The organism is Geotalea daltonii FRC-32 (genome assembly GCF_000022265.1).
Classification (GTDB): Bacteria; Desulfobacterota; Desulfuromonadia; order Geobacterales; family Geobacteraceae; genus Geotalea; species Geotalea daltonii.
The window spans coordinates 2953634-2978748 of record NC_011979.1 but is presented as its reverse complement, the minus strand read 5'-3'; the positions used below and the strand labels follow the sequence as shown (position 1 = coordinate 2978748).

Here is a 25115-nt window from a genome sequence, read left to right as displayed (position 1 = left end):
TCCTGACTCGATGTGGCTGCAGCATCACCCATGCTGGAAAAATTAGGGACATCCACATATTCCGCACCCTGAGACCTTCAAACAAAATGTTTCAAAATATTTGAACAGAAGCAGCGAGTTCAAAAAATATGAAGCAGATAGTTTCACCCTTTATCCTTCTAAGATCTTCCCGCAATCCCTTTGACGGCTTGCAGAATATCCGCCGGCAACACAAACGTCTTCGCATTGGCAGACACAGACAATTTTTGAATGGCATTCACATAACGATCCCCAAGGAGGAACAGCGCCGGCAGCTCCTTCTCCCCCACTGCCCCGGCAATATCCTGAATTGCCTTGGCCGACGCCTCGGCCAGAGTGACCTGCGCCTCCGCTTCCAGCTTTGCTGCCTCCAGCTTGCCCTCGGCCTCCCTGATCACTGCTTCCTTCTTCCCTTCCGCCTCCAGGATCATCGCCCTTTTCAGCCGCTCGGCCGTGGCCTGCTGCTCCATGGCCTTTTGCATGGAATCGGAAGGCTTGATATCCTGGATTTCAACCGATTTGACCAGGATTCCCCAGTCGGTGACGTCATCGGAAATGATCTCCTTGAGACGGGCCTTGATGATGTCCCGGGAGGAGAGCGCCTTGTCCAGTTCCATCTCGCCGATGATGGCCCGAAGCGAGGTCATGACCAGGTTCTGAATGGCATACTCGTAGTTGCTGATGCCATAGACCGCTTTCACCGGATCGATGACCTTGATAAAAGCGATGGCATTGGCGACGATGACGGCGTTGTCCTTGGTAATCGCCTCCTGTGCGCCGATTTCCAGGGCAATGTCCTTGGTGGTCAGGCGGTAGGCGACGATATCCACGTAGGGGATGATGAAATTGAGACCCGGCTTGAGGGTCGTGTGGTACTTGCCGAGGCGCTGGACGACGAATTCGTACCCTTGGGGGACAAGCCGCACCCCCATGAAGACGGTTATTACCACCAGGGCAAACAGAACAGCCAAGACAACGGTACCTGGATTCATCAGCTTTCTCCTTTTTTGAGTTTTGTCACCTTCATCACATGCCCTTCCACATTCACCACCTTGACCCGATCCCCGATCTCCAGGGGTTCATCGGCCATGCAGGGCCATTCATCGGCCCCCAGAAGCGGCAGCTGAAACTTGACCGTGCCCTTGGTGTACGGCTCGGCGCCACGGATAACGAGACCGGTTTCACCAAGGACGGTCCCTTTGGCGGAGCCGGAAAAGGTCTTACTGGTGCGGGGATTGAAAAAACGGAACCAGACGAAGGTAAAGACGATGGAGGCGACGCTCCATGTGAGTATCTGCAGAGGAAGGGAAAAGGTAGGATAAATAGCCAGGAAGATGCTGACCAGGATCGCGCCAAGGCCGAACCAGATGATGGTGAAGGAGGGAACGACCAGCTCAAGACCGATGAGAACCAGACCGAGCACCAGCCAATGCCACCACAATATATTCACTAAAAACCTCCCGTTTTTTTAAAGGGTGAAGTAATAGTGTAAAAAATTTTTACAGTGTAAAAAAATTTTACAACAAATATATCATTAAGATAATTGAGATTTCGGGTGAATATATGCCTATACTGCCTCCGGTTCAATACATTAAAATTTATAATTCTTTTATTAATCATGTTTTCTGCCAACGACAAGGCCCCTTCCCATCCGGAAAGAGGCCTTGTCGTCACAAAAAACCTGCTTCACGCGGCACAATTACTTGAACAGGTAAGTATTTGTTGATATATTTCCTGCTCGCAAATAATACTGCCGATGCAACAGAGGAACATATGGACGACATGGAAAACCAGATGGGGCTTTTCGAGATACCGAAGATCAACAAACCGGCACCGGTAAAAAAGGCTGCGGAGAAAGCGGCTCCGGTAAGGAAGGCAATTGAGAAGGCCCAAAACCAGGTGGTAAAGAAGCAGAGGCAGCCGGTTGCTAAACCGGTGAAAAGAGCGGTGAAGGCGCCAACCGTAAAGGCGGTATCGGGGCTGGTTCCTGAAGGTGATGTGCGCCTGACGGCAAATATCCGCCAGGACCTGCACCTGAAGCTGAAGATCGCGGCGGCCCACAGACGGACCACCATCGGTGAGATGATTGAAGAGTTAATCGATAGATACGTGGCGGACCATTGAAAGCATGCTCTGGCAAGGGACAAAAGAGGAGTTGAATCGGAACTTCTTTATGCTGTAGTACTTTGCATTTTCAATACTCAGCTCAATAAAGAAAAGGCCTCTCCCGCTCGGGAAGAGGCCTGAGTCTGATGAAAAAGCCCCATCTGCGGCGTTGCCCTTACCCTTCGTCGCTGCGGCGTACCGTTAAGTACGCCTCACTCCTCAGGTTTCGGGCGCCTTGCACCTGGGACTTTTTGATCAGCCTTACATATTGTGACTTTGTCAGCAATCTGAGGCCTCTCCCGCTGGGGAAGAGGCCTTTTTCTTTTACGTGGATCATCCAGCTAGAAGTGGCAAGAGGCACAGTTGGTCACGCCGCCCGTATCACCCCACTTGACGCTGGCTCCGTTGTGGCAGGCGATATTGGAGCAGGTCTTAGTCGTTTCGTTCCATTGGGTGGCAGTGGTGAAGGTCTTGAATGCCACGTCATAGGCACCGGAAACCTTGTAACCCACCTGCCGCGACCAGAGAGAACTGTTGTAATCGGCGCCGCGGATCTGGGCCTTTGATTTGACCCTGATGGGGGCAAATGCCACGTCCACCTTGCCATTGATATGGAAGGTCTTGTCGGCAATGAGCTCCGCCGGATTTTTGGGAGTGGAGGAATGGCATGGGGCACACGCCTTGTTCTTGTCGTTGGCATAGGTGGTAACGGTGCTGTAGTGGCACATGTTACAGTTGATCGTCGATGAGGTGGATGCGTTCCCGTGACTGCCGACAGCGGTATTGCCGACAGCGGCTAGACCGAACCTGCCGGTAAAGATGTTTTTGGCGTGAATACCGATGACATGGCCGCTACTGATATTGGCGAAGCCCAGGAAGTTCTTGCTGTAATGGGCCGGTGAACCGGGCTGATTGGTGGGGTCGTTGGCGTTCGGCGAGTTGCCATGGCACATGGCGCACTTGTCGGTGCCGGTGTAGGACCCGTACCAGTCGGGTGAATCGATGAACTTCTGATTGCCCGCATAGGCATTACTGTGACAGTAGGAGGCGGAACAGCGAACGGAGGCGCCGCTGGTGCCATATATGCCCGATGCTCCCTTGCTTGGAGCAAGGCCGTCGGCGGTGGCTGAGTTGCGGGACCGCAGGTAACCGACGCTTCCGCCGTTGCCGGTGTTGGTGGCATTGAGGGTCACATCGATGTATCCATCGACGTGCTTGGTCAGAACATCCAAAGGATGGCAGTTTGAGCAGCCGAAATTATAGCCGATGGTGGTGCTGCGGTTGGCCGTGTAGTTGTAAAGGGTGGGCAAGGCGGCAGTGTTGATATGCTTGCCGTGGGCACCCTTCAGATTGGCAATAAGGTGACATCCACCACAGTTGAGGGTATTGCCCCAGGCGGTTGAAGATGCTCCGGAACCATGGCAACTGATGGTCGAGCAGGTGCCGTAGCCATCGGATCCGGCAAGGGTACGTGCCTGGGTATAGGACGTGCCGGTACCGGCGCCGCTGAAGGCAACATCGATATAGTTGTCGGCATGCTTGGTGGAATTGTCACCGGCGGCATTATGGCAGATCGTGCAGCTGTATTTGGCAGTGTGCTTGAGATGGTTGCCGGTGCCGCTGGCCTGCATATCGGTATGACAGGCACCGCAACCGCTGACGGTGGCTGAATCGCCCCATTTTGGCGTAAAGTATGATGCCGGGTTGCCGGTTCCTCCGTTGGGCTGAACGGTACTGTGGCAGTAGAGGTTGCTGCAGGTCTGATAGGAACTGCTCGGCGCGATGGCATTGGTGCTGCCGCTCAATGCGCCGTTATATCTGGCGGAAGTTGAAATCGACGTAAGGTCCCAGGTTACGGTACCATTCGCATGGGTGTTGTTGGTATGGGTGCCATGGCACTTGTCGCAGCCAAGCCTCAGGTTAGGCGAAGCGCCGGCATGGGCCAGGTGGCTGCCATTGGTGGGAGGATTGCCGGCCGTCGCCCTGTGACAGGCACCGCATTGGGCCTGGGCACTGCCTCCCTCCCAGGAGGCAGTCAAGTTGCCGTTTGCTCCGGCCCAGTTGCCGTGGCAATAGACGTTACAGGAATTGCGACCACTAGGCGACTGACGAACCATTGTGCCAGGGTTGCTGTTGACAAAGCTGTATTTGTTATTGGTAGGAGTGCGCGCGGAGAAAGTGCCAAAGGCCGCGCTTCCCGGAAATCCTGTCCAGTTTGTGCCGTTGATGTTAAAGCCCATCTGAATGGTATAGCTGACATCCGACATGGTGTTGCCGTTATGACATGCATCGCATTTGATTCCGCGAGATTCATGGACGGAGTGACCTCCGGGGCCGACAGGGTTGGTAGCGCCGGTAGGCTCCGGGCTCCAGACCATGCCCGTATTGTTGCTGTTGTCTATATTGGCCGTAGTCGGCGGGTTGCCGTGACATCCATCGCAGCCGGAACCGGCAAATCCTTTATTGTGGGGATGGCAGGTCGTACAATCGAGCCGGTTTTTGTGGGCGTATCCACCGGGCAGCGGATCAACACCAGGATTGGAACTGTAGCGATGGAAGATGGTTTGTGTATGGCATACCTCGCAGACGTTGGTCGATTTCCCGAGGCGCGGTCTGCCGTCATTTCCGAAACTGTTGGTGGCGCCGGTCATCTGGAGAAATGAGACCGTCCTGCCACTGATGAGAGTCATCACCTTCTTTATATTGCTGGTGGGAACCCTGCTGTGACAGGTGGCACAGGTGTAATCGACGCCCCAGTTGCCACCATTGTACTTGGTGCCCAGGTTGGCCCCATTGTGCATGAGCGGGCTGGTTGCGCCGTTAGCTGCGGTTGATTGCGTGCCGGAGACCGGGCTGCCGCTTACACCATCGCTATCGGTGAAGGTCGCCTGGAAGAAGTAAGGCGTTAGCGGTTGCAGCCCGGACGAGATGGTTGCCACATAGGCGCTGCCTGTCTTGGTGGCAGTGGCCACATTGGGATAGCTTCCGGAGGAGGTTCCCCAGCGGATGACGCAACTGTTGTCGTTATCGGCATCCCCCGAATAGGGGGCGGTAACGGTAATGGAAGACCGGGTGACGGCGGAAAATGTCAGAGCTGAAGCGGTTGTACTGTTGATGACTGGGGCTGCCCGTGTAACCACGACCGTATAGGTCTTGATGGTGGTCCCGTCCTGAGCGGTTACCTGGGTGTCGATAGTGTTGCTCCCCACCGTCAGGGTAATGGCACCAGAGGCACTACCGCTGGCGACAGTCGCTCCGTTTACCTTGATGGTGGCAGTGGTGTCCTGGACTGTGGGGGTAACGGTTATGCTCGATGTGGCATTGGTGACGGAAGCGGTATAGGACGTCGTACCGCTGGCGAAGGATGGGGAAAGGGTGCCCGCGGAGAGAACCAGGTTGCTCAGGTTGGTATTGGTGGACGGGGCCCGGGTTACGACAACCGTATAAGTCTTGGTGGTGGTGCCATCCTGGGCGGTGACGACGGTATTCAGGGTATTGGCACCGACCACAAGGGCAAAGGGCACCGATGCGGTCCCGCTGGTCACTGCTACCCCATTTACCTTTATGGTGGCAGTAGAATCCTGGGCTGTGGGCGTAACGGTGATGGTAGAGGTGGCATTGCTGACCGAGGCAGTATAGGACGTCGTGCCGCTGGCAAAGGCCGGACTCAGGGTGCCTGACGAAAGGGCAAAATTATTCAGGTTGGCGTTGGTCGATGCGGCCCTGGTAACCATCACCGTGTAGATCTTGGTGGTGGCGCCATCCTGGGCGGTAACGACGGTATTGAGGGTGTTGGCGCCAACGACCAGAGCAAAAGGCACCGATGCAGTACCGCTGGTCACGGCCACCCCATTGACGGTGATGGTGGCTGTGGCATCCTGAACGGTGGGTGTTACGGTGATGGTAGAAGTGGCATTGCTGACCGAGGCTGCATAGGACGTCGTGCCGCTGGCGAAGGCCGGGGTCAGGGTGCCTGCCGAAAGGGCCAAATTGCTCAGGTTGGCGTTGGTGGACGGCGCCCTGGTGACAACCACCGTGTAGGTCTTGGTAGTTGAGCCATCCTGGGCGGTGACTACGGTGTTAATGGTATTGCTGCCAACGGACAAGGGGATTGCACCCGAAGGGGTGCCGCTGGCAACACTGACCCCATTGATGGTTACTGTTGCTGTGCTGTCCTGTACAGTGGGCGTTACGGTGACTGAAGTTGTCCCGTTGGTGACCGATGCAGTGTAGTAGGTTGTGCCGCTGGCAAAGGCCGGAATGAGTGTGCCGTTCGAGAGAGTCAGGCTGCTCAGGTTGGCATTGGTCGATGGCGCCCTGGTGACAACCACCGTGTAGGTTGTGGTAGTTGAGCCATCCTGGGCGGTGACCACAGTATTGATCGTATTGCTTCCAACTGCCAAGGGGATAGCCGCCGAGGCCACACCGCTGGCAACGGTAATGCCATTAACCTTGATGGTTGCCGTAGTGTCCTGTGCAGTAGGAGTCACCGTCAGGGAAGTGGTGGAATTGGTAACTGAGGCAGTATAGGAGATTGTGCCGCTGGCGAAGGCCGGGGTCAGCGTACCTGTCGAAAGGGTCAGATTGCTCAGGTTGGCGTTGGTCGACGGCGCCCTGGTGACAACCACCGTGTAGGTCTTTTTTGTGACCCCATCCTGGGCGGTGACTACAACAGTAACAGTGTTGCTCTCTACCGCCAGGCTGATGGGCCCGGAAGCGGTGCCGCTTTCCACAGGAACGCCGTTAACGGTGGTGGTAGCGGTTGTATCCTCCTCGGTCGGCGTAACGGTAATCGAGGTCACAGTATTGGCAACGGATGCCGTGTAGGATGTGGTGCTGCTGGCAAATGCGGGTGTGAGCGTACCGGAAGACAGCGCCAGATTGCTGAGGTTGGCATTGGTGGAAGAGCCGCCGCCTGCAGACTCAGTGAGTGTGAAATAGGTTGTCCCGGCCGGCGTACTGGCATTATATGCGGCACCATAGAGAATGCAGGGATCGGAGGTATTGGCAGTGAGGTAATAATACACTACCACTCTGTTACCGCTACTGACCGGAAATGCCGCATTATTGAAAGTAAGGTCAATGTTTACAGCAGTCGAGCCGGAGAAAGTAGCGCTGACGGGCGTAATGCCTTTCCTGGCACCGACTATTCCAGAGTTGTCATTGTACTCATAGATTTCTGCGTAACCGGTACAGTTGTTGACAGTGCCCCTGTTATAAACACACATACGTGTTGTCGCATTGGCACCGATGGTCATGGCAGAAGAGTATTTGGACGTATATGAACGCAACACCTCTGTTGTTCCACTCCAGTCGGCACCATAGCGCAGACGATTTCGATAGGTGCCGGATGGGGCTGTGGTGCTGGTTATGGCCCGGTATTGATTGGTGGCGACTGTAAAGTTGTAAGAGATACCACCGTTAAGGGAATCTCCTTCTGCAACGACATTGGTTGCTCCATGGGCGATTAGATCTATCGAAGTCAGACCACGGGTATGATAGGTGACATTTGAACCTCCGCCACCGGTCGCGGCACGATTTACCACTATGGTGTAAGTTTTGGTCGTGACCTCATCCTGCGCCGTAACCCGTATCGAAATGGTGTTGTCACCCACAGCCAGCGAAATGGGAGAAGAAGCAGTTCCACTGGCAACCTCGACTCCATTGACTGTAACTTCTGCATTTGCATCTGCCAGTGTCGGGGTTACGGTTATGGAACTTGTCCCATTAGTGACTGCCGCCGTATAGGAAGTAACAGTACTGCTGAAAGCCGGCGTCAGTTCCCCCGCCGAAATAGTCATGCTGCCCAGATCGGCATTATTGGACAAGACTGTCGCCGGACGAAGAGAAGCGACCACAAGGGCTGACCTGGTTGAAGTGGTTCCGCCGAAGGAAACGCTGGTCGTGCCGGCATAACTGCCAGGAGCAGCATGAACCGCAGATGATGCAACGAAACCGGACGAGCCACTTGCCGTGGATGTGGCACCGCTTTGTCCGGTAAATCCTGTGGGGGAGGTTAAGGTAGCAGGTGAGCCACCATTGGTGGCACAGAACACGGTAATGCCATTGGCCACATAATCCACCTGGCTGCCAAAGGTAACCGAAGCGCTGGCAGTTGCCGACTGAGAACTATCGTTGATGGGGTTGGTCTGATCAATATCAAAGTAGGAGGCTACCGCGATCTGCACCCCCTGAAAGGTGTTGCTGTTTCCGGTGCTGGCCTGCACACGCACGGCGTTTAGACCTGCTGGTATCTGCGAGCTCCTCAGATACCCCATATAGGCATGAGAACGACCGCTGAAGGCGAAGGTGTTCTGTATTTGCGTAAGATTAACCCCGCCATAGCTGATGGTGGGTGGTGAAACAAGAGTCGTCGCTGCAGAGGTCTCAAATTGAACCGCCACCAGCAAGAGTCTGTTGGTATTTCCAGTATTGACTGAAAATGACGATGAAGTTACATCCACCGCGGCGGTAGATGCCGCAGTGGAGTAGACATTGGTCCAAGCGTTGCTTATGGTGGGAGTAGCTGAAATTCCGTTCGGCTTAAAAAGTCCCTGGTACATAAATACGCTGACCAACACAGTCAGAACCATCACCAGGCCCAGTTTGGAAGCAACTCCCATCCCATGAATCCGTTTGATAATTCTTTTTCCCATGAAGACTCCTTCTTGAAATACTAAATTAGCTCCATGCCCGGATCATTACGGGACAAGAAACGCCTCTTTTTTAAGTGAGGATTGATATGTATACCGGAGGTTATGCCAGAGTAAAACGCGGAAGGGATCATTTAAAAGATGCACACCTGCCCCACAAGATTAATGTAAATTATGACAACTTTTTTTAACTAAATATATCAAGTGTGTCAACCATAATTTTTAATTAAGTATAATGATATATAAATTATGTTAAAATACCTTATTTTTTGAGGTCTCGAAGTCAGAGAAACAGATACCCCTAAAAAGGTCATGGAAAAGGCGGACGGATCTTAAATACTGTGAATTAATGAGCTACGGAGAAAATGTTTCAAAAATATCAGATAAACAGGGGGCAATAGCAGGTTGGTGAATAACGTCACGAGGAGGTCGCCATGCAAGGCTCAAGCAATCCTGTCTACCCAGTAAAGTGAGCAAGGGGATGACATTCGCCTGGACGAAAAAGCGCCCTATAAGGATGGGATTAAATGGTGATAGTTTCGCCCGGCCGTAGCCTTGGCTCCTCCGGTTTGATGAGGGAGGTGTAGAAAAGCATCATGAAGATGGCCAGTACTGCCGCTAGGACGATGATGATCGGCCTCAGTTGCACATCCGCCTCCCGCGTCGCACTCTGCAGGAAACCGACGGCAGCGATCACTACCCCCACCCCGCCGAACATCCAGCCCACCACCAGCCCGGTCAGGGCAAGCTCTGTTTCCCCCACCGGCGACAGCATAAAGAGCCAGGCCAGTTCCTCGTGGAAAAAGGTGGCGATGGTGATCAGCACCATGGCGACAAGGATGTAGTTAAGTCCGAGCCTGACCGTTCTCTTGCGCATTCAGCAGAGCCTCACTCGCACCAGCTCACGTCCCCGACCCCTTTACGCAGAACCTCCGGGCGGTCGCCGATCAGGCTCACCACCGAACTCACATCCGCTGTCAGTACCCCGCCGTCCACCGTCAGGTCGATCAGTTTTCCCAGGGTATTTTCTACCTGGAAGGGATCTCCGATGGGGTCTTCCCCGGACAGGTTGGCGCTGGTGGTGATGATGGGATGCCCCAGGAGCTTGGTTATGGCAAGACAGATCTTGTTGGCGGGAATGCGGATACCGACGGTTTTCTGCTTGGTCATGCACAGGTCGGGAACAACGCTGGTGGCGTCGAGAATGAAGGTGTATGGCCCTGGCAGGAACCGTTTCATGACCTTGAAGGCGTAGTTGCTCACCCGGGCGTAATGGGCGATATCGGAGAGGTCGGCGCAGATGAAGGAGAAGGGCTTTTTCCTGTCACGCTGTTTGATGGCGTAAATGCGTTCGATGCCCTTCTTGTTGAAGATGCTGCAGCCGATGCCGTAGGTGGTGTCGGTGGGGTAAGCCACTACCCCGCCTTTTTCGAGGATTTCTACAGCCTGGGCGAGAAGCCGTGGTTGGGGGTTCTGTGGGTTGATTTCCAGTAGCATCAGTCACCAGGGTTGAGTTCCAGCAGGTCCGGGTGAACGAAACGGCCATCCTTCTGGATCAATTTATCATCGAACCACAGCTCGCCGTCTCCGGTCAGGATCTTGACCATGTCCCAATGGACGGCCGAACGGTTGCCGTTGTCGCACTCGTCGTAGCATTGGCCGGGGGTGAAATGGATGGAACCGAAGATCTTCTCGTCGAAAAGGATGTTGCGCATTGGGACGCGGATGTTGGGATTGACGCCGATGGCAAACTCTCCCACGTAGCGGGCACCCTCGTCGGTGTCCAGGACGCCGTTCAACTCCTTGTCCATCCCGCGGGAGGTGGCCTTGACGATCTGCCCCTTGCTGAATTCCAGGCGGATATCGTTGAATTCCTTGCCCTGGTATACGGTGGGGCAGTTGTAGGTGATGTATCCTTCAACGGAGGTTTTTATCGGGGCGGTATAGACCTCACCGTCGGGGATGTTGTAGCGGCCGTCGCACTTGATGCCTGGCAGTCCCTTGATGCTGAAGAAAAGATCCGTATCGGAAGCCTTGATGCGCACCTTGTCGGCGGCATCCACCAGCTTTTTCAGCTTGTCCTGCTTCAGGGATTCGGCATGCCAGTCGATGCAGCAGGCAGCAAAGAGATAATCTTCATACTCGTCCAGGCTCATCTTGGCTTCCTGGGCGGCGCCGTGGGTGGGGTAACGGGTGATGACCCACCTGGTATTCTTTACCCGCCAGTCGACGATGGGGCGCACCAGCTTGGACCAGGCTATCATCTTCTTCTGGTCGGCCTTGGCCATGACCATGGAGTTGTCAGCAGCGGAGAGGCCGATGTAAACATCAGCCTTCTTCATCTGGTCCAGCTTGTGCTCGGGAAAATAGGCGAGCTGTTCGTCTGTGGCATTGTTGTAGAAATAGCGGTTGATATCGGGAACGTTGAACTCGTATTCCACATATTTGGCCCCCTTCTCCAGACAGAGGGCATAAAGCTCCTTGACCAGGGGAATCGACTCCATTCCCGTCGCCGAGATGAGGACCACGTCCCCCTTCTTTACCTTGGTCGAATAATTTACCAGCACCTCGGCCAATTGCCTGACGCGCGTGTCTTTCATATGACCTCCCGACTGCCAGTTATCTATTTTCCATCCGAAAACGATGCTTGTTTGCCGGAACGACCTACTTCCCCCCTGCTCGCTTACGATCGCTTCCCCCTACGGCAGCAGGGAAGATTGAGGGAGGTATCATCTACCGGTGTGGCCAAAGCCGCCTTCTCCCCGCGCTGTCTCTCCAAGTTCGGCGACATCCTGAAAGACGGCACGGGTAAAGGGTGCGAAGACCATCTGTGCAATCCGTTCGTTGTTGCTGATGACGAACGGCTCATTGCCGTGGTTGATGACAATCACCCCGATCTCCCCACGATAATCGGCATCGATGGTGCCAGGCGAATTGACAAGGGAAATGCCGTGTTTCAGGGCCAGGCCGCTACGGGGCCTGATCTGCGCTTCATAACCTTCCGGCAGCTCGATGGCAATGCCGGTGGGGACCAGGGTTCTCTCCCCCGGTTCAAGCACCAGCTCCTGGTCCAGGTCGGCGCAAAGATCCACTCCTGCGGCATGGGCAGTCATGTACCGGGGAAGCGGATTGCCTTTTTCAGGCCTGATGCGTTTGATTTTTACGTTAATTGAATTCATGGATAATTATTGAAGGGTAATGTTCGAAAAGGTGTGGCCGCCTTCCACCTTGCCCAGCATCACTAGTGTCAGGTAATCGTCGTCCAGTAGTTGACCTGCAATCTCCATGATGGAGTCGGTGGTGACCAAGTCGAAGCCTGCGATGATGGCGTCGAGGGGCTGATATTGGCCAAAATAGATCTCGTTCTTGGCCAGCTTGGACATGCGATTGTCGCTGCTTTCCAGGGAAAGGATCATGTTGCCTTTAAGCTGCTCTCTGGCCGCATCCAGCTCCACCTGGGGCACCGGTTCCCTTTTCAGCCGTTTCAGCTCCCCAAGGGACAGTTCCATCACCTCGCGGTAGTGGCCCGGTCCCGACCCGGCGTAGATGACCAGGGAGCCGGTATCGGCATGGGAAGCCATGTAAGAGTATATGGAGTAGGCAAGGCCGCGTTTCTCCCTCACCTCTTGAAAGAGGCGGGAACTCATGCTGCCGCCGAGGATGGTATTCATGACGAAGGCGTCGAAACGCCGGGGGTGATTCTGGGGCAGGCCGCGGATACCAAGACACATATGCACCTGTTCCAGGTCCCGCTCCACTGTCTCGATGCGCTTTTTATGCACCGGTTCGGTCGAAGTTTCCCGGCCGTTGCCGGTGGCAATCCGGGGGAGATTTTTCTCCAGCAGAGCCAGCAGTTCCTGGTGATCCACATTGCCGGCGGCAGCGATAATGATGTCTTCAGCCCGGTACATGCGGTCCTTGAAGCCGATGATCTTTTCCCGTGTCAGACCGGATACCGATTGCTGGTCTCCCAGGATGGACATGCCGAGGGGGTGGTGTTTCCAGAATTTCTGGTGGAAAAGATCGTGGACCAAATCCTCGGGGTTGTCCTCCACCATGTTTATTTCCTGGAGGATGACCTTCCGTTCTTTTTCGATCTCTTCGGGATCGAAGATGGAATTGGTGAAGATGTCGGCAAGGATGTCCACCGCCTTGGGCAGAAACCGGTCCAGCACTTTTGCATAGTAGCAGACATATTCGCGGCTGGTGAAGGCATTGAGGATGCCCCCGACCGAGTCTATTTCCCGGGCGATGTCGAGGGCGGTGCGGTTGGTTGTTCCCTTGAACAGGAGATGCTCTATGAAGTGGGCGACGCCGTTCGACTCCCGCCGTTCATGGCGGGAGCCGTTGGCGACCCAGATTCCGATCGATACTGAGCTTAGGTTAGGCAGTGCCTCTGAAATGACACGTACGCCGTTTTTAAGGGTGGTTTTTTTTATCATGGTAAGAACTATACACCGTAATCGGGAAATTACCAGCCGCTACTCGGGCAGGCTGGCGCCCAATGCTTCTTTCCGGGACAGTTTGATCTTACCCTGTTTGTCAATGCCGATGCATTTCACCAGTACCTTGTCCCCTTCCTTGAGGACGTCGGTGACGTTCTTGACTCGCTCCGTATCCAGCTCGGAGATGTGAACCAGGCCGTCGGTGCCGGGGAATATCTCGACAAAGGCGCCGAATTCCATGACTTTTTTCACCAGGCCCATGTAGAGCTTGCCTTCTTCGGCCTCGGCGGTCAGATCCCTGATCATTTTGATAGCCATGTCGCAGGCAGCCTTATCGGTACTGGCGATATTGATCTTGCCGGTGTCGTCGATGTCGATGGTGACGCCGGTGGCCTCGGTTATGCCGCGGATGTTTTTGCCACCGGAACCGATGACGTCGCGGATCTTGTCGGTCTTCACATAGATGGTGGTGATGCGCGGTGCGAAGGTGGAAAGCTCGGCCTTGGAGGTACCGATGGTTTCGGCCATTTTGCTCAGGATATGCAGACGTCCTTCATGGGCCTGCTTGAGGGCAACGCCCATTATCTCGCGAGTGACGCCGCCGATCTTGATGTCCATCTGCAGGGCGGTAACACCGGTTGAAGTTCCGGCAACCTTGAAATCCATGTCCCCCAGATGATCCTCGTCACCGAGAATGTCGGAAAGAATGGCGAAGTCGTCACCTTCCTTGATGAGGCCCATGGCAATGCCGGCAACAGGAGCCTTGATGGGGATGCCGGCATCCATCATGGACATGGAGCCACCACAGACGGAGGCCATGGATGAAGAGCCGTTGCTCTCCAGAATGTCGGAAACGATCCTGATGGTGTAAGGGAAGCTCTCATGCTTGGGCACTACCCTGGCAAGAGCCCGTTCGGCCAACATGCCGTGGCCGATTTCCCTGCGCCCCGGAGCGAGACGGAAGCTGGTCTCACCAACGGAGAACGGCGGGAAGTTATAGTGGAGGAGGAAGCGCTTCTTGCTCTCGCCGAACAGGGAGTCGATGCGCTGCTCGTCGATGGATGTACCAAGCGTAGCCACAACCAGGGCCTGTGTCTCTCCTCTGGTGAAAAGGGCCGAACCATGGGCTCTGGGAAGCAAGCCGACCTCGGTGGTTATCTGGCGGATGGTCTTGGTGTCCCGACCGTCGATGCGCTCGCCGTCCTTGATGATGTGCTCACGCACAAGATCGTATTCGAAATCGCCAAGGAAACCCTTGATTTCTTTTGCAGCACCTTCGAATTCTTCGGCCAGGGCAGTCAGAACCTCTCCGGTGATGGTATCTATCGTATTGTGCCGCTCAACCTTGGATTTGATCCTCACGGCTTCTTTCATGCGGGAATAGGCCAGTTCCTTTACCTTGGCTTTCAGCGCTTCGTTTACAACCGGGGGAAGAACCTCACGCTTGGCAACGCCGGCTTTTTCGGCCAGTTCCACCTGGGCGGCCAAAAGACCCTGAATGGCTGCGTGACCGAAGAAAATGGCCTCCAGCATATCCTCTTCCGAAACCTCTGCTGCGCTTCCTTCAACCATGATGATGGCGTCTTTGCTTGCTGCCACAACTATTTCTATGTCGCTCTTCTCCATCTCCTCGAAACCAGGATTGGCGACGAAACGGCCGTCGATCCTGCCCACCTTCACCCCGGCGATCGGCCCCTGGAAGGGGATGTCCGAAACCATCAGGGCAGCGGAAGCGCCAACCATGGAGAGAATACCCGGATCATTGTCCTTGTCGGCAGAGATGACCGTGGCCATGATCTGGGTGTCATTGAGGAAATTATCCGGAAAGAGCGGTCGGATCGGACGGTCGATGAGCCTGCAGGTCAGGGTCTCGTTGTCTGAAGGACGCGCTTCACGTTTGAAGAACCCGCCGGGAATCTTGCCCCCGGCATATGCTTTTTCCTGGTAATTGACGGTAAGGGGAAAGAAATCCTGCCCTTCCTTGGCAGTTTTGGTGGCAACTGCTGTCACCAAAACCCTGGTATCGCCGCTGCTGACAACCACGGCGCCACTGGCCTGTTTGGCCATCTTGCCTGTTTCTATGGTGATGGTTCTTCCACCACATTCAACCTGTACTTTAGTTTCCATTTTCGTTCGGTCTCCTAGCCTTTTCGTTGACTGTTGGGGCCGCCGATAAAGAAGTCATTGAAAACCGCTGCGGATGTTTTTCACAACCGGTCAATGACTTGTTTATCCACGCCCCCAACAAAATAAAAGGGCCATTACAGCCCATTTTGAGAGAAAAAATAAAGGCAATATACCCCGGAAGAGGTATACTGCCTTCTCTTACCTTCTTATACCAAGCTTTTCAATAATGCTTCTGTATCTTTCCACATCTTTCTTCTTGAGGTAATCAAGCAGTCCCCTTCTTTGACCGACGATCTTCAGAAGCCCACGACGGCTGTGGTGATCCTTTTTGTGGGTCTTGAAGTGCTCAGTCAGATAGGTGATGCGCTCGGTGAGGATTGCTATCTGAACCTCCGGAGACCCGGTATCGCTGTCATGGAGTTTGTACGCACCTATGATTTCCTGTTTCTTGTCCGTTGCCAACATTTACTACACCCCCTTTGTCTTTGAGATTAGGATTTTAGCTTGATTTACAAGCAACATATAGGATTAAGCTAGATACTATTACCACAAACCCTTTGATCTGTAAAGGAATTATCAAGATTAAATACCCTGGAAAGCCTAAAAGACAACTGTTCCCCGGTGCCTGGCGGAAGTACTGCCTCGGCTACTGCCAAAAGCCCCCCGCCGATGGACAGCCGGACCAGTTGACCATGGCCTATTTCGTCGGGGATCGTCAGAAAATCGTTATCTGCAGGGGCAATGCCGCACATCACCCTGGCTGCACCCTTTTCCGATAAAACAAGGTCTGGTAAATGGGCAAGAGCGGCATAGGGAGAGACCAGTCCCACAGCATTTACGCCCAGTTTAAGACGCTCCTGCAGAAGATCGGGAGTAACGGCATCCTGAATGGTAAACGGGCCGCTCGTGGTTCGGCGAAGTTGCACCAGGTGAGCGCCGCAACCAAGCTTCAGACCGATATCGTGGGCCAGGGTCCTCACATAGGTACCGCGGGAACACCTGACGGTGAAACTCACCTGGGGGAGATTCATCCGGTCAATGACCAGGGAAAATATTTCTATTCCCCTAGCCTCACGTTCCACCTCTGTTCCCTGCCTGGCCAGTTTGTACAGGGGAACGCCATTTTTTTTCAGGGCGGAGAACATGGGGGGCAGCTGGCTCTGCTTACCGACCATGGAAAGACATACTTCCGCGACGGCCTGTTCTGTTATGGCCGAACAGTCACTGCTGCTGGTAACGTTACCGGTGCAATCCTGGGTATCGGTAGCTGTACCCAGCATCATCACCGCCTGGTACTCCTTGACCCCTTCGTCCAGAAAGGTAATGGCCTTGGTACCTTCACCAAGGGCCACCGGTAGTACACCCGTGGCGAAAGGATCGAGGGTGCCGGTATGACCGACCTTCTTCTGTCCGGCCATCCGGCGCACCATGCCGACCACGTCGTGGGATGTCACGCCGATTGGCTTGTCAACTACGATAAAGCCATCGATCATTTGCGAAGGAATTTTTCAAGAAGGGTGAACACCTTCTCTTTGACGACTGGCAGCGAACCTTCAATGGTGCAACCGGCAGCGTTGTGGTGTCCCCCGCCGGAAAAGGCAGCGGCAAGAGCCGAAACATCCACCTTGCCCTTGGAACGGAAGCCGACCTTGAACAGCCCGTCTCTGATCTCCCGGAAGAAGATGGCCACCTCGACCCCCTTGATCGAGCGGGGATAGTTGACGAAGCCGTCGGTCAGCTCGGCATTGGCATTGCATTTTTGGTACATGTCCAGGGTGACGGCGATGGATGCATAATCGCCAAAAGGTGAAAACGACAGGGTGGCCAGTGCCATGGCAAGAAGTTGCAGGCGGTTCTGTGGCTGACTCTCATAGAGCTTTTCAGCCACATCCCAGGCATTGATTCCCTTTTCAACCATTTTGGCAGCAATGGCAAAGGCTTCAGGATTGGCATTGGAGTAACGGAAGGAACCGGTATCGGTAATTACTGCAGTATAGATGCAGAGAGCGATATCGTAATCCATCTCGTGACCTGCCGCTTCTATGATGCGGTAGACAAGGGCACCGGTTGCACAGGCAGTCGTGTCCACATAATTGATTTCGCCGAAATCTTCACAGTTAAGGTGATGATCAATGTTGATGAACTTGCCGATGGTCCGGCAATCGGTAATGGCTTTGCCGGCACGCCTGAATTCACCCACGTCCAGGACAAAGCAGGCGTCGAATGAACGGTCGGGAAGCTCCTGGACGACCCTTTCGGCCATTGGCAGGAACTGGTAGACATCGGGCACCGGATCGCAGAGATAAACGGTTACATCCTTGCCGAGGCAGGTTAAATAGCGAGCCAGGGCCAGACTTGAACCGACGGCGTCGCCATCGGGACTTTCATGGGTGGTAATGAGGAACGAATTCAGGGCTGCAATTTCTTCAGCTATTCTCTTTATCATTATCATCGTGTTCCGGTGAGCCGATTTCCTTGAGTATCGATTCAATGCGTGAGCCATATTCCACTGATGCATCGTATTTGAAGACAATGTCCGGGACATAGCGCATGCGGAAGCTTTTTCCCATCTCCTTGCGGATAAAGCCCCGGGCGCTGTTCAGCCCCTGCTCAGTAGCCTTCTTTTCTTCATCGCTGCCGATTACCGTAAAGTATATGGTGGCAAGGTGCATGTCATCGGTCACCTTCACCCCGGTAATAGTGACAAAGCCGATCCTCGGGTCTTTGAGTCCCTTGACCAGCAACTCGGAGACCAGCTCATGGACCGCTTCTGCTACTTTTTCAGAACGTTTGAACAACCTTGAACTCCTCTGTTTGTCTCTGGTGAATCTCTCAGAGCTTGGTGGCAACCTTCTCCATCTCGAAGGATTCTATGATGTCGCCCACCTTGATATCATTGTAGTTTTCGATGGAAATGCCGCATTCGTAGCCCGAGGCAACCTCTTTAACATCGTCCTTGAAGCGGCGCAGGCTGCCCATTTTCCCTTCGAAAACCACCACGTTGTCACGAAGCAGGCGGACTTGGGAATTTCTGATCATTTTACCGTCCAGGACATAAGAACCGGCAACGGTGCCGTGTTTAGGCACTGAGAAGGTTTCCCTGACCTCGGCGCGGCCAAGGAATTTTTCCCTCAGGGTCGGCTCAAGCAGGCCTTCCATGGCCTTTTTGATATCATCCACGGCATCATAGATGATGTTATAGAGGCGGATATCGACCCCTTCCTTCTCTGCAAGTGCCTGTGCCTTGACCTCGGGTCGGACGTTGAAGCCGAGGATGATGGCGTTGCTTGCCGTTGCCAGGTTGACATCGGTCTCGGTAATGGCGCCGACCGAAGCGTGAATGACATTGAGACGGATGGCATCGGTGGAAAGTTTGCGCAGGGATTCTGATACAGCTTCCACCGACCCCTGGACGTCACCCTTGACGATGGTATTGAGATCCTTGACCTCGCCCATCTGGATTTTTTCGTAGAGCTGTTCCAGAGACAGCTTGCTGTGTTTGGCAAGCTCGGTTTCCCGGACCTTCTGCTGGCGGAGGCTGGCGATCTCCTTGGCCTGCTTTTCATCGGCCAGGGCCACAAAAACATCGCCGGCATCGGGTACGCCGGTAAAGCCGATCACTTCCACCGGCATTGAGGGACCTGCTGAGAGCACTTTTTCGGCGCGGTCGTTCTGCATGGCCCGTACCCTGCCGAAATGAATACCGGCAACAAAGTAATCACCCACCTTGAGGGTACCTTCCTGAACCAGTACGGTTGCCACCGGGCCACGCCCCTTATCCAGCTTGGCTTCAACGATGGTTCCACGGGCGGCCTTATCTTCGTTGGCCTTCAGCTCCAGCACGTCGGCCTGAAGCAGTACCATCTCCAGCAATGTGGGAAGATTTACCCTCTTCTTGGCGGATACATCGACAAAAATGGTTTCTCCACCCCACTCCTCGGAGACGAGCCCAAGTTCCATCAGTTCCTGTTTGACCCGTTCCGGTTTGGCTTCCGGCTTGTCGATCTTGTTGACGGCAACAATTATGGGAACGCCTGCAGCCTTGGAGTGATTGACAGCCTCTCTGGTCTGGGGCATGACCCCGTCGTCCGCCGCAACGACCAGGATGACGATGTCGGTAACCTTGGCTCCACGGGCACGCATGGCGGTAAATGCCTCGTGACCCGGAGTATCGAGGAAGGTTATTTTGCGGCCATTGAGGGTAACATCGTAGGCGCCGATATGCTGGGTGATGCCCCCGGCCTCGCCGGCGATGACGTTGGTCTGACGGATAGCATCCAGAAGTGATGTCTTGCCGTGGTCGACGTGACCCATGATGGTAACCACGGGCGGCCTCTTGACCAGGCTCTCCGGAGTATCAGGCGTCGACTCGAGAATTTCATCTATGTCCAAGGCCACATTTTCGATCTCATAACCGAAATCGGTGGCAAGGATGGTGGCAGTGTCAAAGTCAAGGGCATGGTTGATGGTGGCCATGACCCCCATCTTCATCAGGGCGCGGATAAGATCATTGGCCTTGATTCCCATACGTTTGGCGAGCTCGCCGACGGTGATGGTCTCAGATATTTTGATGATCCTCTTGATGGCCTTTGGAACAGTAATCTCCGTCTTCTTGCCGATCTGGATCTTTTCGGCCTGCCTCTTCTTACCTTTTCCCCTGGGCCCCGGTTCGAAGACCCTCTCATGTTTTTCGAACAGCTCGGTTTTTTTGAATTCTTCCTTGCGCTTGGGTACAGCGGCACCTGCAGGACCTTTTTTACCGGCGCCGGCGACTTCTTTCCCTTTGCGCCCTTTTCTCCTGTCTTCACCAGCGGGTGGCATTTCCAATGGCACGACAGGAGCCGGCCTCTCAGGTCCACGGGCTTGCCCGGGTCTTTCAGGGCCACGGGTGACAGGTCGTTCGGTGTAGCCAGGTCTCGGTCCCTCCGGTCGCTGACCTGCAGGCCGCGGTCCGGCGGGACGATATCCGCCTTCCGGTCGTTGCCCGGGTCTCTGGCCTTCGGGCCGCTGGCCAGGGGCTGGTCTTTCGGCAGAGGGCCGTGCTTCTGGCCTTTCAACGACCCGTGCAGTCGGCTGGGCTTCACGTTGCACCGGTGGTTTCGCCCTCTGGGTCAATCCGGGAATTTCCACCCTGCCAAGGATCTTCGCCTTGTTTGCAGTGGCCCTCTCCGGTACCGCCTCCTCTGTTGCGATCTTGACAGGTTCTGCAGCCTGTACAGGAGCCTCAGGAGCAGGAGCTTCCTCTACCCTGGCTTTTTCGGCAACTTTCTCAGTGGTCACTTCTGCCGGTGCAGGTTCCGCCTTTGGCTCGACGGGAGGTTCTTCGGCAACAGCTTCCACAACCTTGGCCCGGCGACGGATCAGGGTGGGCTTGACACGAACTTCTTCCTGGGAGACTTCCTTGACAGTAGCCGGGGCACTCAGCTTCTTAATGTCGGCATCATCAATGGCTGCCATGTGGTTTTTCACTTCCACACCTACCGCAGCCAACTTCGCCATCAGTTCCTTATTATCGATGCCCATTTGCTGTGCCAGCTCGTATACACGGGTTTTACTCATCTACTATCGTCCCTCCTCGAAGAAGTTCCTCAACTTTGCTGTCTCCTGCTTGAGTGGGCCAATGAAACCGCCCACCTGGATTGCCACTACAACTCTCATTTCCTTGCCGATCAATGCACCTAACTTCTCTTTATCAAAAAGGGTGCAGTATTCAACCCCGTTTCTTTCAGCCTGGGTTTTTACCTTCTGTCCAATATCCGCGGAGATGTCCGAGGCGATGAAAAGAAAGCCGGGCAGGCGGTCTTTCATCCGCTCCAGAACCATATCCGTTCCAGAAGAAACCTTGCCAGCCTTGTTAGCCAGTGAGAGGTAGGAAGCTATCCGCTCCTCCATCCTGGTCCTGAGCTGATTCACCAGCCCTGCAGCATCGCCCCCCCTGACCTCCCCCTTGAATGCGCGGCTGAATTGTTTTTTTTCAGCAGCACCCTTCACACAGGATACGGCCATGCAGGTGTAAGCACCCCGACCGGGAAGCTTGGCCAAAAGGTCGGGAACCAGCAGACGGTCCGGCGACAGAACAAAGCGAAGCAACTCTTGTTTGCCTCTGGTGGTCCTGCAAAAAATGCAGGTTCTTTCCGGACCGGTTTCAACCATGGGCAGACTTCTGATTATCACTCCTCCGATTCTTCGGTAGGAGCAATCTCCTCAGGGGTTTCTTCTTCAACGGCCTCTTCTTCGGTGCCGTCGTAGGAGGCAAACTGCAGCAGTTCGGCTTCGGCTACGCGGGTCTCGCTCTTTATGTCGATCCTCCAGCCGGTAAGCTTTGCCGCCAGGCGCACATTCTGTCCCCGCTTGCCAATGGCAAGTGACAACTGGTCGTCGGCAACGACTATCTCCATGGCCCGATTGTCTTCATCCACGTAGACCTTGGAAACGACTGCCGGAGCCAGGGCATTACAGGCAAAACGTGCCACATCCTCGGACCAGGGAATTATATCGATCTTTTCTCCACGAAGTTCGGACACCACATTCTGCACCCTGCTGCCGCGCATACCTACACAGGCGCCAACCGGATCCACATCCGAATCGTGGGAATAGACTGCTATCTTCGCCCGGCTGCCCGGTTCCCTGACAACATTCTTTACCTCGACGATCCCCTCTGCAATTTCCGGCACCTCAGCCTCGAACAATTTGGCCAGCATCATTGGATGGGTACGGGAAAGAAGAATCTGCGGCCCTTTGGTGGTCATTCTGATCTCGGTAATGAGTGCCTTGACGCGGTCCCCTTGACGATATACCTCCCGCGGAGCCTGCTCCTTATGCGAAAGCAGTGCCTCGGCGCGACCTAGATCCACCACCAGATCCCCCTTTTCAAAACGACGGACCACGCCATTGATAACCTCTCCCTGGCGCTCCTGAAATTCATTGAAGATAGTCTCCCGTTCCGCTTCACGCACCTTCTGGATAATGACCTGCTTAGCAGTCTGGGCAGCGATACGGCTGAAACCGCTGGCATCCATCTTCATCCCGAGAGAGTCCCCTACTTCCACTTCAGGGTCGATCTCCCGCGCCTCGTCAAGGTCGATCTCCTTATAGGAATCCTGCACCTCATCAACAACGGTCACAAACTCGAACAATTCCACTTCACCGATCTCGGGATTGTAATGGGCCTCAAGGTCACGGGTGTTGCGGAATTTTTTGTTGGCAGCGGTCAGAACAGCCTGCTCAAGAGCCTCCAGCACCACATCTTTATCAATCCCCTTTTCTTTTACGATCTGATCGATAGTATGCTTGAGGTTGAAGTTCGTTTCCACGTTTCTATCTCCTTAATACCTGCTTGATATAGATTATTTCACTGAATCAGAATTCGAATTCCAGATTGGCTTTGGCAATTTTATCCAGGGGGATGACGGCACTTTGTCCTTCCTTCAGGGCAATATGCACCTGTCCCTCCTTGAGGCCTTTCAGTTCGCCGAGAAAGGTTTTTCGCTTGTTACCTGCATCGTCGGCCAGGGCTTCGAAAGTTCTTATCTTTACCAGCCTACCCGCGTATTTCTCGTAATCTGAACCCTTTTTCAGGGGGCGATCCAGACCGGGGGAAGACACTTCAAAACGATAATGACCGGTGATGATATCTTCTACTTCGAGAATTTGTGACAAATCCCGGCTGACCGATTCGCAGTCGTCGAGGGTAACTCCCCCCTCCTTGTCGATAAAAAGCCGCAGCACCAGTTCTCTTCCCTCGTGCTTATATTCAAGCTCGACAAGTTCCATGCCCAGAGAGGACAGCACCTGTTCTGCAAGTTCGGTTACCCGGGAGACCACATCGACTTTTGCCATAATTTTCCCATAAAAAAAAGTGAGCCGGAGGAGCTCACTTTCAGTGAACATTTACTTGTGATCTTCTCTTTATCATGCAGATGGCCAAAAGGCAAGCATTTATTTTAGAAAATTTTATCGCATAACTCCTCTTCCCAACGGTCTTCTGCTTGCATTGACGAAAAAGCGTTTCACGGTAGTATTTGATAGAAACTGCTGGTTTTCATTAGTCAAAAGATATAACATAGGGCGAGTATGAATTGCAGCACATGAATTAAAGGCAAACAAGCCCACTCGCCAATACGGAAGTACTGAGGAAATCGCATGAAATTACGTGTACTGGGTTGTGCCGGGGCTGAGTTCCCCCATTTTCACCCCTCGGCATTTCTGGTGGATGACAGCCTGTTGCTCGATGCAGGCACCATTGGCGCAGTGCTTTCAGAACATGAACAATGGGCGATTGCACGGATATTCATTACCCACGCTCATCTGGACCATATCCGTGGCATCCCCATGCTTGCCGACAACATCGTCATCAAGGAACTCAACAAGAGCCTGACTATTCACGGCATCAGGGAAACCATTGAATCACTGAGTACACACCTTCTCAACGATGTGATCTGGCCCGATTTCAGCAAGATTCCGTCCACCCATCCGGTCATACGATACAACCCGATTGTTCCGGAGGTGGAGCTGGAAGTCGGCGGGTACAAGATCATGGCGGTCGAAGTCAATCACACCGTACCTGCGGTGGGATACATTGTCCGCAAAGGTAACAAGTCCATCATATATACCGGTGATACCGGCCCCACGGACAGGCTCTGGGATTTCACAGACAACATTTCAGCTCTTATTGTCGAAGTATCCTTTCCCAATGAAATGGAAAAGCTGGCGCTTCTGACCAGACATCTCACGCCAGCCCTGCTTGCCACAGAACTTAAGAAGATCAAAAATCTGCCGCCACGCATCCTGATCACCCACCCGAAACCACAGCACTACGACAAAATAGCATCCGAACTTGACGATCTGGGCGTGGAACAGATCGAGCTGCTGCGTGACGGCAATATCTATGAATTCTGACAGCGTGCCCCACCGATGATCACAGCCCTTGGCAAATGGATACTGAAACTGCTGCTGACCGGGATGGGACTTGTTGAAACCATCATCCAGGCCTTCAGGAACTTGTTCCTCTCCTTTAAACAGGGCAGACGTCCGATCATGGCTGTACTGCGAAAACAGATTTATTTCACCGGCCTTGAATCGTTGAAAGTTATTGTCATCATCTCGGTAACGATCGGCATTGTCATCATCACCCAGATAATCAGCCTGGTCGGGGCGAACGAGACACTGACCGGACGCGTTCTGGTGTGGGTGATTATCAGAGAGCTGGGCCCTGTGTTGACGGCCATCATTATCATTGCCAGAAGTGGCACTGCTATCGCCACAGAACTTGGCTACATGAAGATCAACAATGAGATTGAAAGCATCGAATCCCTGGGGATTCCTGCTGACCGTTACCTTATAATGCCCAGGATCATCGGCGTAACCACATCTGTAGTAATACTGACGATCTATTTTGAGATTGCCGCCATATTGGGAGGTTTTATTGTCGCTGCAATCGGCTGGCATGTCCCTTTCGACAAATTCGCCCAGAGCATATTCTCAATACTGACCATCAAAGAGCTGGGGATGTCTTTCATCAAGAGCCTGTTTTTCGGTCTTTTTCTCTCTGCCGCCTGTTGCAGACACGGACTCGGCGTAGGGAAAAGTGCGACACAGATTCCCCAGGCGGCGACTAAGGGGGTCATGCAGAGTCTCTTTCTCGTATTCGTGCTTGATGGTGTCATAACGCTGATATCTCTTTTATAAAGTGCAAATACATCAATTATGGACAATGTGCCTGAGATAATAAAAGCTGAGAAGATCGCGTGGAGCGACCTGCTGTATG

The 25115-nt window shown here is 54.0% G+C and carries 20 protein-coding genes; 3 read left to right on the top strand and 17 right to left on the bottom strand.

All coding sequences use genetic code 11. The features are described 5' to 3' along the window. Positions 1 to 158: 158 nt before the first annotated feature. Together GEOB_RS13430 and GEOB_RS13425 are read right to left on the bottom strand one after the other, a co-directional pair. Positions 159 to 1010, bottom strand: a complete 852-nt coding sequence (locus tag GEOB_RS13430) for an SPFH domain-containing protein (RefSeq protein WP_012647785.1) — start codon at positions 1008 to 1010, stop codon at positions 159 to 161. Further along, entirely contained in the window at positions 1010 to 1468 is a 459-nt protein-coding gene (locus GEOB_RS13425; RefSeq protein ID WP_012647784.1) for an NfeD family protein, read from the bottom strand. The genes GEOB_RS13430 and GEOB_RS13425 overlap by 1 nt, the downstream gene beginning before the upstream one ends. Positions 1469 to 1791: 323 nt before the next feature. Here GEOB_RS13425 and GEOB_RS13415 point away from each other — a divergent pair, with 323 nt between their 5' ends. Beyond that, a complete protein-coding gene (locus tag GEOB_RS13415) occupies positions 1792 to 2142 on the top strand; it encodes a hypothetical protein (protein ID WP_012647783.1) in 351 nt (116 codons plus the stop codon). Between the two features lie 323 nt (positions 2143 to 2465). Here the strand turns inward: GEOB_RS13415 and GEOB_RS13410 are convergent, their stop codons facing one another. The 15 genes from GEOB_RS13410 to rimP all read right to left on the bottom strand — a co-directional run bounded on the left by GEOB_RS13410 (position 2466) and on the right by rimP (position 23188). Beyond that, the gene (locus GEOB_RS13410; RefSeq protein WP_012647782.1) at positions 2466 to 8780 is read right to left on the bottom strand and encodes a cadherin-like beta sandwich domain-containing protein; all 6315 of its coding nucleotides are present in this window, start codon (positions 8778 to 8780) and stop codon (positions 2466 to 2468) included. A gap of 520 nt (positions 8781 to 9300) precedes the next feature. Then, the gene (locus tag GEOB_RS13405) at positions 9301 to 9654 is read right to left on the bottom strand and encodes a hypothetical protein (protein ID WP_012647780.1); all 354 of its coding nucleotides are present in this window, start codon (positions 9652 to 9654) and stop codon (positions 9301 to 9303) included. An 11-nt stretch (positions 9655 to 9665) separates the two neighbouring features. Further along, a complete protein-coding gene (locus GEOB_RS13400; RefSeq protein ID WP_012647779.1) occupies positions 9666 to 10274 on the bottom strand; it encodes an L-threonylcarbamoyladenylate synthase in 609 nt (202 codons plus the stop codon). Beyond that, positions 10274 to 11377, bottom strand: coding sequence for an aminopeptidase (locus tag GEOB_RS13395; RefSeq protein ID WP_012647778.1), 1104 nt, complete (start codon positions 11375 to 11377; stop codon positions 10274 to 10276). Before GEOB_RS13395 ends, GEOB_RS13400 begins: the two co-directional genes overlap by 1 nt. 129 nt (positions 11378 to 11506) lie before the next feature. Then, a complete protein-coding gene (gene dut / locus GEOB_RS13390) occupies positions 11507 to 11956 on the bottom strand; it encodes a dUTP diphosphatase (protein WP_012647777.1) in 450 nt (149 codons plus the stop codon). A 6-nt stretch (positions 11957 to 11962) separates the two neighbouring features. Then, positions 11963 to 13219, bottom strand: coding sequence for a M16 family metallopeptidase (locus GEOB_RS13385; protein WP_012647776.1), 1257 nt, complete (start codon positions 13217 to 13219; stop codon positions 11963 to 11965). 39 nt (positions 13220 to 13258) lie between these two features. After that, on the bottom strand, positions 13259 to 15349 hold the full coding sequence (pnp, locus tag GEOB_RS13380) for a polyribonucleotide nucleotidyltransferase (protein WP_012647775.1): 2091 nt from the start codon (positions 15347 to 15349) through the stop codon (positions 13259 to 13261). Positions 15350 to 15547: 198 nt separating this feature from the next. After that, on the bottom strand, positions 15548 to 15814 hold the full coding sequence (gene rpsO, locus GEOB_RS13375) for a 30S ribosomal protein S15 (protein WP_012647774.1): 267 nt from the start codon (positions 15812 to 15814) through the stop codon (positions 15548 to 15550). Positions 15815 to 15882: 68 nt separating this feature from the next. After that, positions 15883 to 16839 carry a tRNA pseudouridine(55) synthase TruB gene (gene truB / locus GEOB_RS13370; protein ID WP_154650578.1) on the bottom strand — a complete coding sequence of 319 codons (957 nt, stop codon included), beginning with the start codon at positions 16837 to 16839 and terminating at the stop codon, positions 15883 to 15885. Then, positions 16839 to 17795: a DHH family phosphoesterase gene (locus tag GEOB_RS13365; RefSeq protein ID WP_041267150.1), complete on the bottom strand. Its 957-nt coding sequence runs from the start codon at positions 17793 to 17795 to the stop codon at positions 16839 to 16841. Before GEOB_RS13365 ends, truB begins: the two co-directional genes overlap by 1 nt. Next, positions 17776 to 18147, bottom strand: coding sequence for a ribosome-binding factor A (locus GEOB_RS13360; RefSeq protein ID WP_012647771.1), 372 nt, complete (start codon positions 18145 to 18147; stop codon positions 17776 to 17778). The genes GEOB_RS13365 and GEOB_RS13360 overlap by 20 nt, the downstream gene beginning before the upstream one ends. 34 nt (positions 18148 to 18181) lie before the next feature. Further along, positions 18182 to 20908 carry a translation initiation factor IF-2 gene (gene infB, locus GEOB_RS13355; protein WP_012647770.1) on the bottom strand — a complete coding sequence of 909 codons (2727 nt, stop codon included), beginning with the start codon at positions 20906 to 20908 and terminating at the stop codon, positions 18182 to 18184. Between the two features lie 3 nt (positions 20909 to 20911). Beyond that, a complete protein-coding gene (locus GEOB_RS13350) occupies positions 20912 to 21523 on the bottom strand; it encodes a DUF448 domain-containing protein (protein ID WP_230198946.1) in 612 nt (203 codons plus the stop codon). After that, positions 21520 to 22662, bottom strand: coding sequence for a transcription termination factor NusA (gene nusA / locus GEOB_RS13345; protein ID WP_012647768.1), 1143 nt, complete (start codon positions 22660 to 22662; stop codon positions 21520 to 21522). The genes GEOB_RS13350 and nusA overlap by 4 nt, the downstream gene beginning before the upstream one ends. A gap of 46 nt (positions 22663 to 22708) precedes the next feature. After that, on the bottom strand, positions 22709 to 23188 hold the full coding sequence (rimP, locus tag GEOB_RS13340) for a ribosome maturation factor RimP (RefSeq protein WP_012647767.1): 480 nt from the start codon (positions 23186 to 23188) through the stop codon (positions 22709 to 22711). A 303-nt stretch (positions 23189 to 23491) separates the two neighbouring features. Between rimP and GEOB_RS13335 the strand changes: the two genes are divergently transcribed. Both GEOB_RS13335 and GEOB_RS13330 read left to right on the top strand, forming a co-directional pair. Beyond that, positions 23492 to 24247, top strand: a complete 756-nt coding sequence (locus tag GEOB_RS13335; RefSeq protein ID WP_012647766.1) for a 3',5'-cyclic-nucleotide phosphodiesterase — start codon at positions 23492 to 23494, stop codon at positions 24245 to 24247. A 15-nt stretch (positions 24248 to 24262) separates the two neighbouring features. Then, positions 24263 to 25036, top strand: coding sequence for an ABC transporter permease (locus GEOB_RS13330; RefSeq protein ID WP_012647765.1), 774 nt, complete (start codon positions 24263 to 24265; stop codon positions 25034 to 25036). Positions 25037 to 25115: the final 79 nt, after the last annotated feature.

What these genes read in the sequence shown, in the direction of transcription:
- GEOB_RS13410 (WP_012647782.1), bottom strand. Translation starts at nt 8,780, where the DNA reads ATGGGAAAAAGAATTATCAAACGGATTCATGGGATGGGAGTTGCTTCC.
- GEOB_RS13400 (WP_012647779.1), bottom strand. Translation starts at nt 10,274, where the DNA reads ATGCTACTGGAAATCAACCCACAGAACCCCCAACCACGGCTTCTCGCC.
- pnp (WP_012647775.1), bottom strand. Translation starts at nt 15,349, where the DNA reads ATGGAAACTAAAGTACAGGTTGAATGTGGTGGAAGAACCATCACCATA.
- GEOB_RS13330 (WP_012647765.1), top strand. Translation starts at nt 24,263, where the DNA reads ATGATCACAGCCCTTGGCAAATGGATACTGAAACTGCTGCTGACCGGG.
- rimP (WP_012647767.1), bottom strand. Translation starts at nt 23,188, where the DNA reads ATGGCAAAAGTCGATGTGGTCTCCCGGGTAACCGAACTTGCAGAACAG.
- GEOB_RS13415 (WP_012647783.1), top strand. Translation starts at nt 1,792, where the DNA reads ATGGACGACATGGAAAACCAGATGGGGCTTTTCGAGATACCGAAGATC.
- dut (WP_012647777.1), bottom strand. Translation starts at nt 11,956, where the DNA reads ATGAATTCAATTAACGTAAAAATCAAACGCATCAGGCCTGAAAAAGGC.
- GEOB_RS13395 (WP_012647778.1), bottom strand. Translation starts at nt 11,377, where the DNA reads ATGAAAGACACGCGCGTCAGGCAATTGGCCGAGGTGCTGGTAAATTAT.
- GEOB_RS13430 (WP_012647785.1), bottom strand. Translation starts at nt 1,010, where the DNA reads ATGAATCCAGGTACCGTTGTCTTGGCTGTTCTGTTTGCCCTGGTGGTA.
- infB (WP_012647770.1), bottom strand. Translation starts at nt 20,908, where the DNA reads ATGAGTAAAACCCGTGTATACGAGCTGGCACAGCAAATGGGCATCGAT.
- GEOB_RS13365 (WP_041267150.1), bottom strand. Translation starts at nt 17,795, where the DNA reads ATGATAAAGAGAATAGCTGAAGAAATTGCAGCCCTGAATTCGTTCCTC.
- GEOB_RS13405 (WP_012647780.1), bottom strand. Translation starts at nt 9,654, where the DNA reads ATGCGCAAGAGAACGGTCAGGCTCGGACTTAACTACATCCTTGTCGCC.
- rpsO (WP_012647774.1), bottom strand. Translation starts at nt 15,814, where the DNA reads ATGTTGGCAACGGACAAGAAACAGGAAATCATAGGTGCGTACAAACTC.
- GEOB_RS13385 (WP_012647776.1), bottom strand. Translation starts at nt 13,219, where the DNA reads ATGATAAAAAAAACCACCCTTAAAAACGGCGTACGTGTCATTTCAGAG.
- GEOB_RS13335 (WP_012647766.1), top strand. Translation starts at nt 23,492, where the DNA reads ATGAAATTACGTGTACTGGGTTGTGCCGGGGCTGAGTTCCCCCATTTT.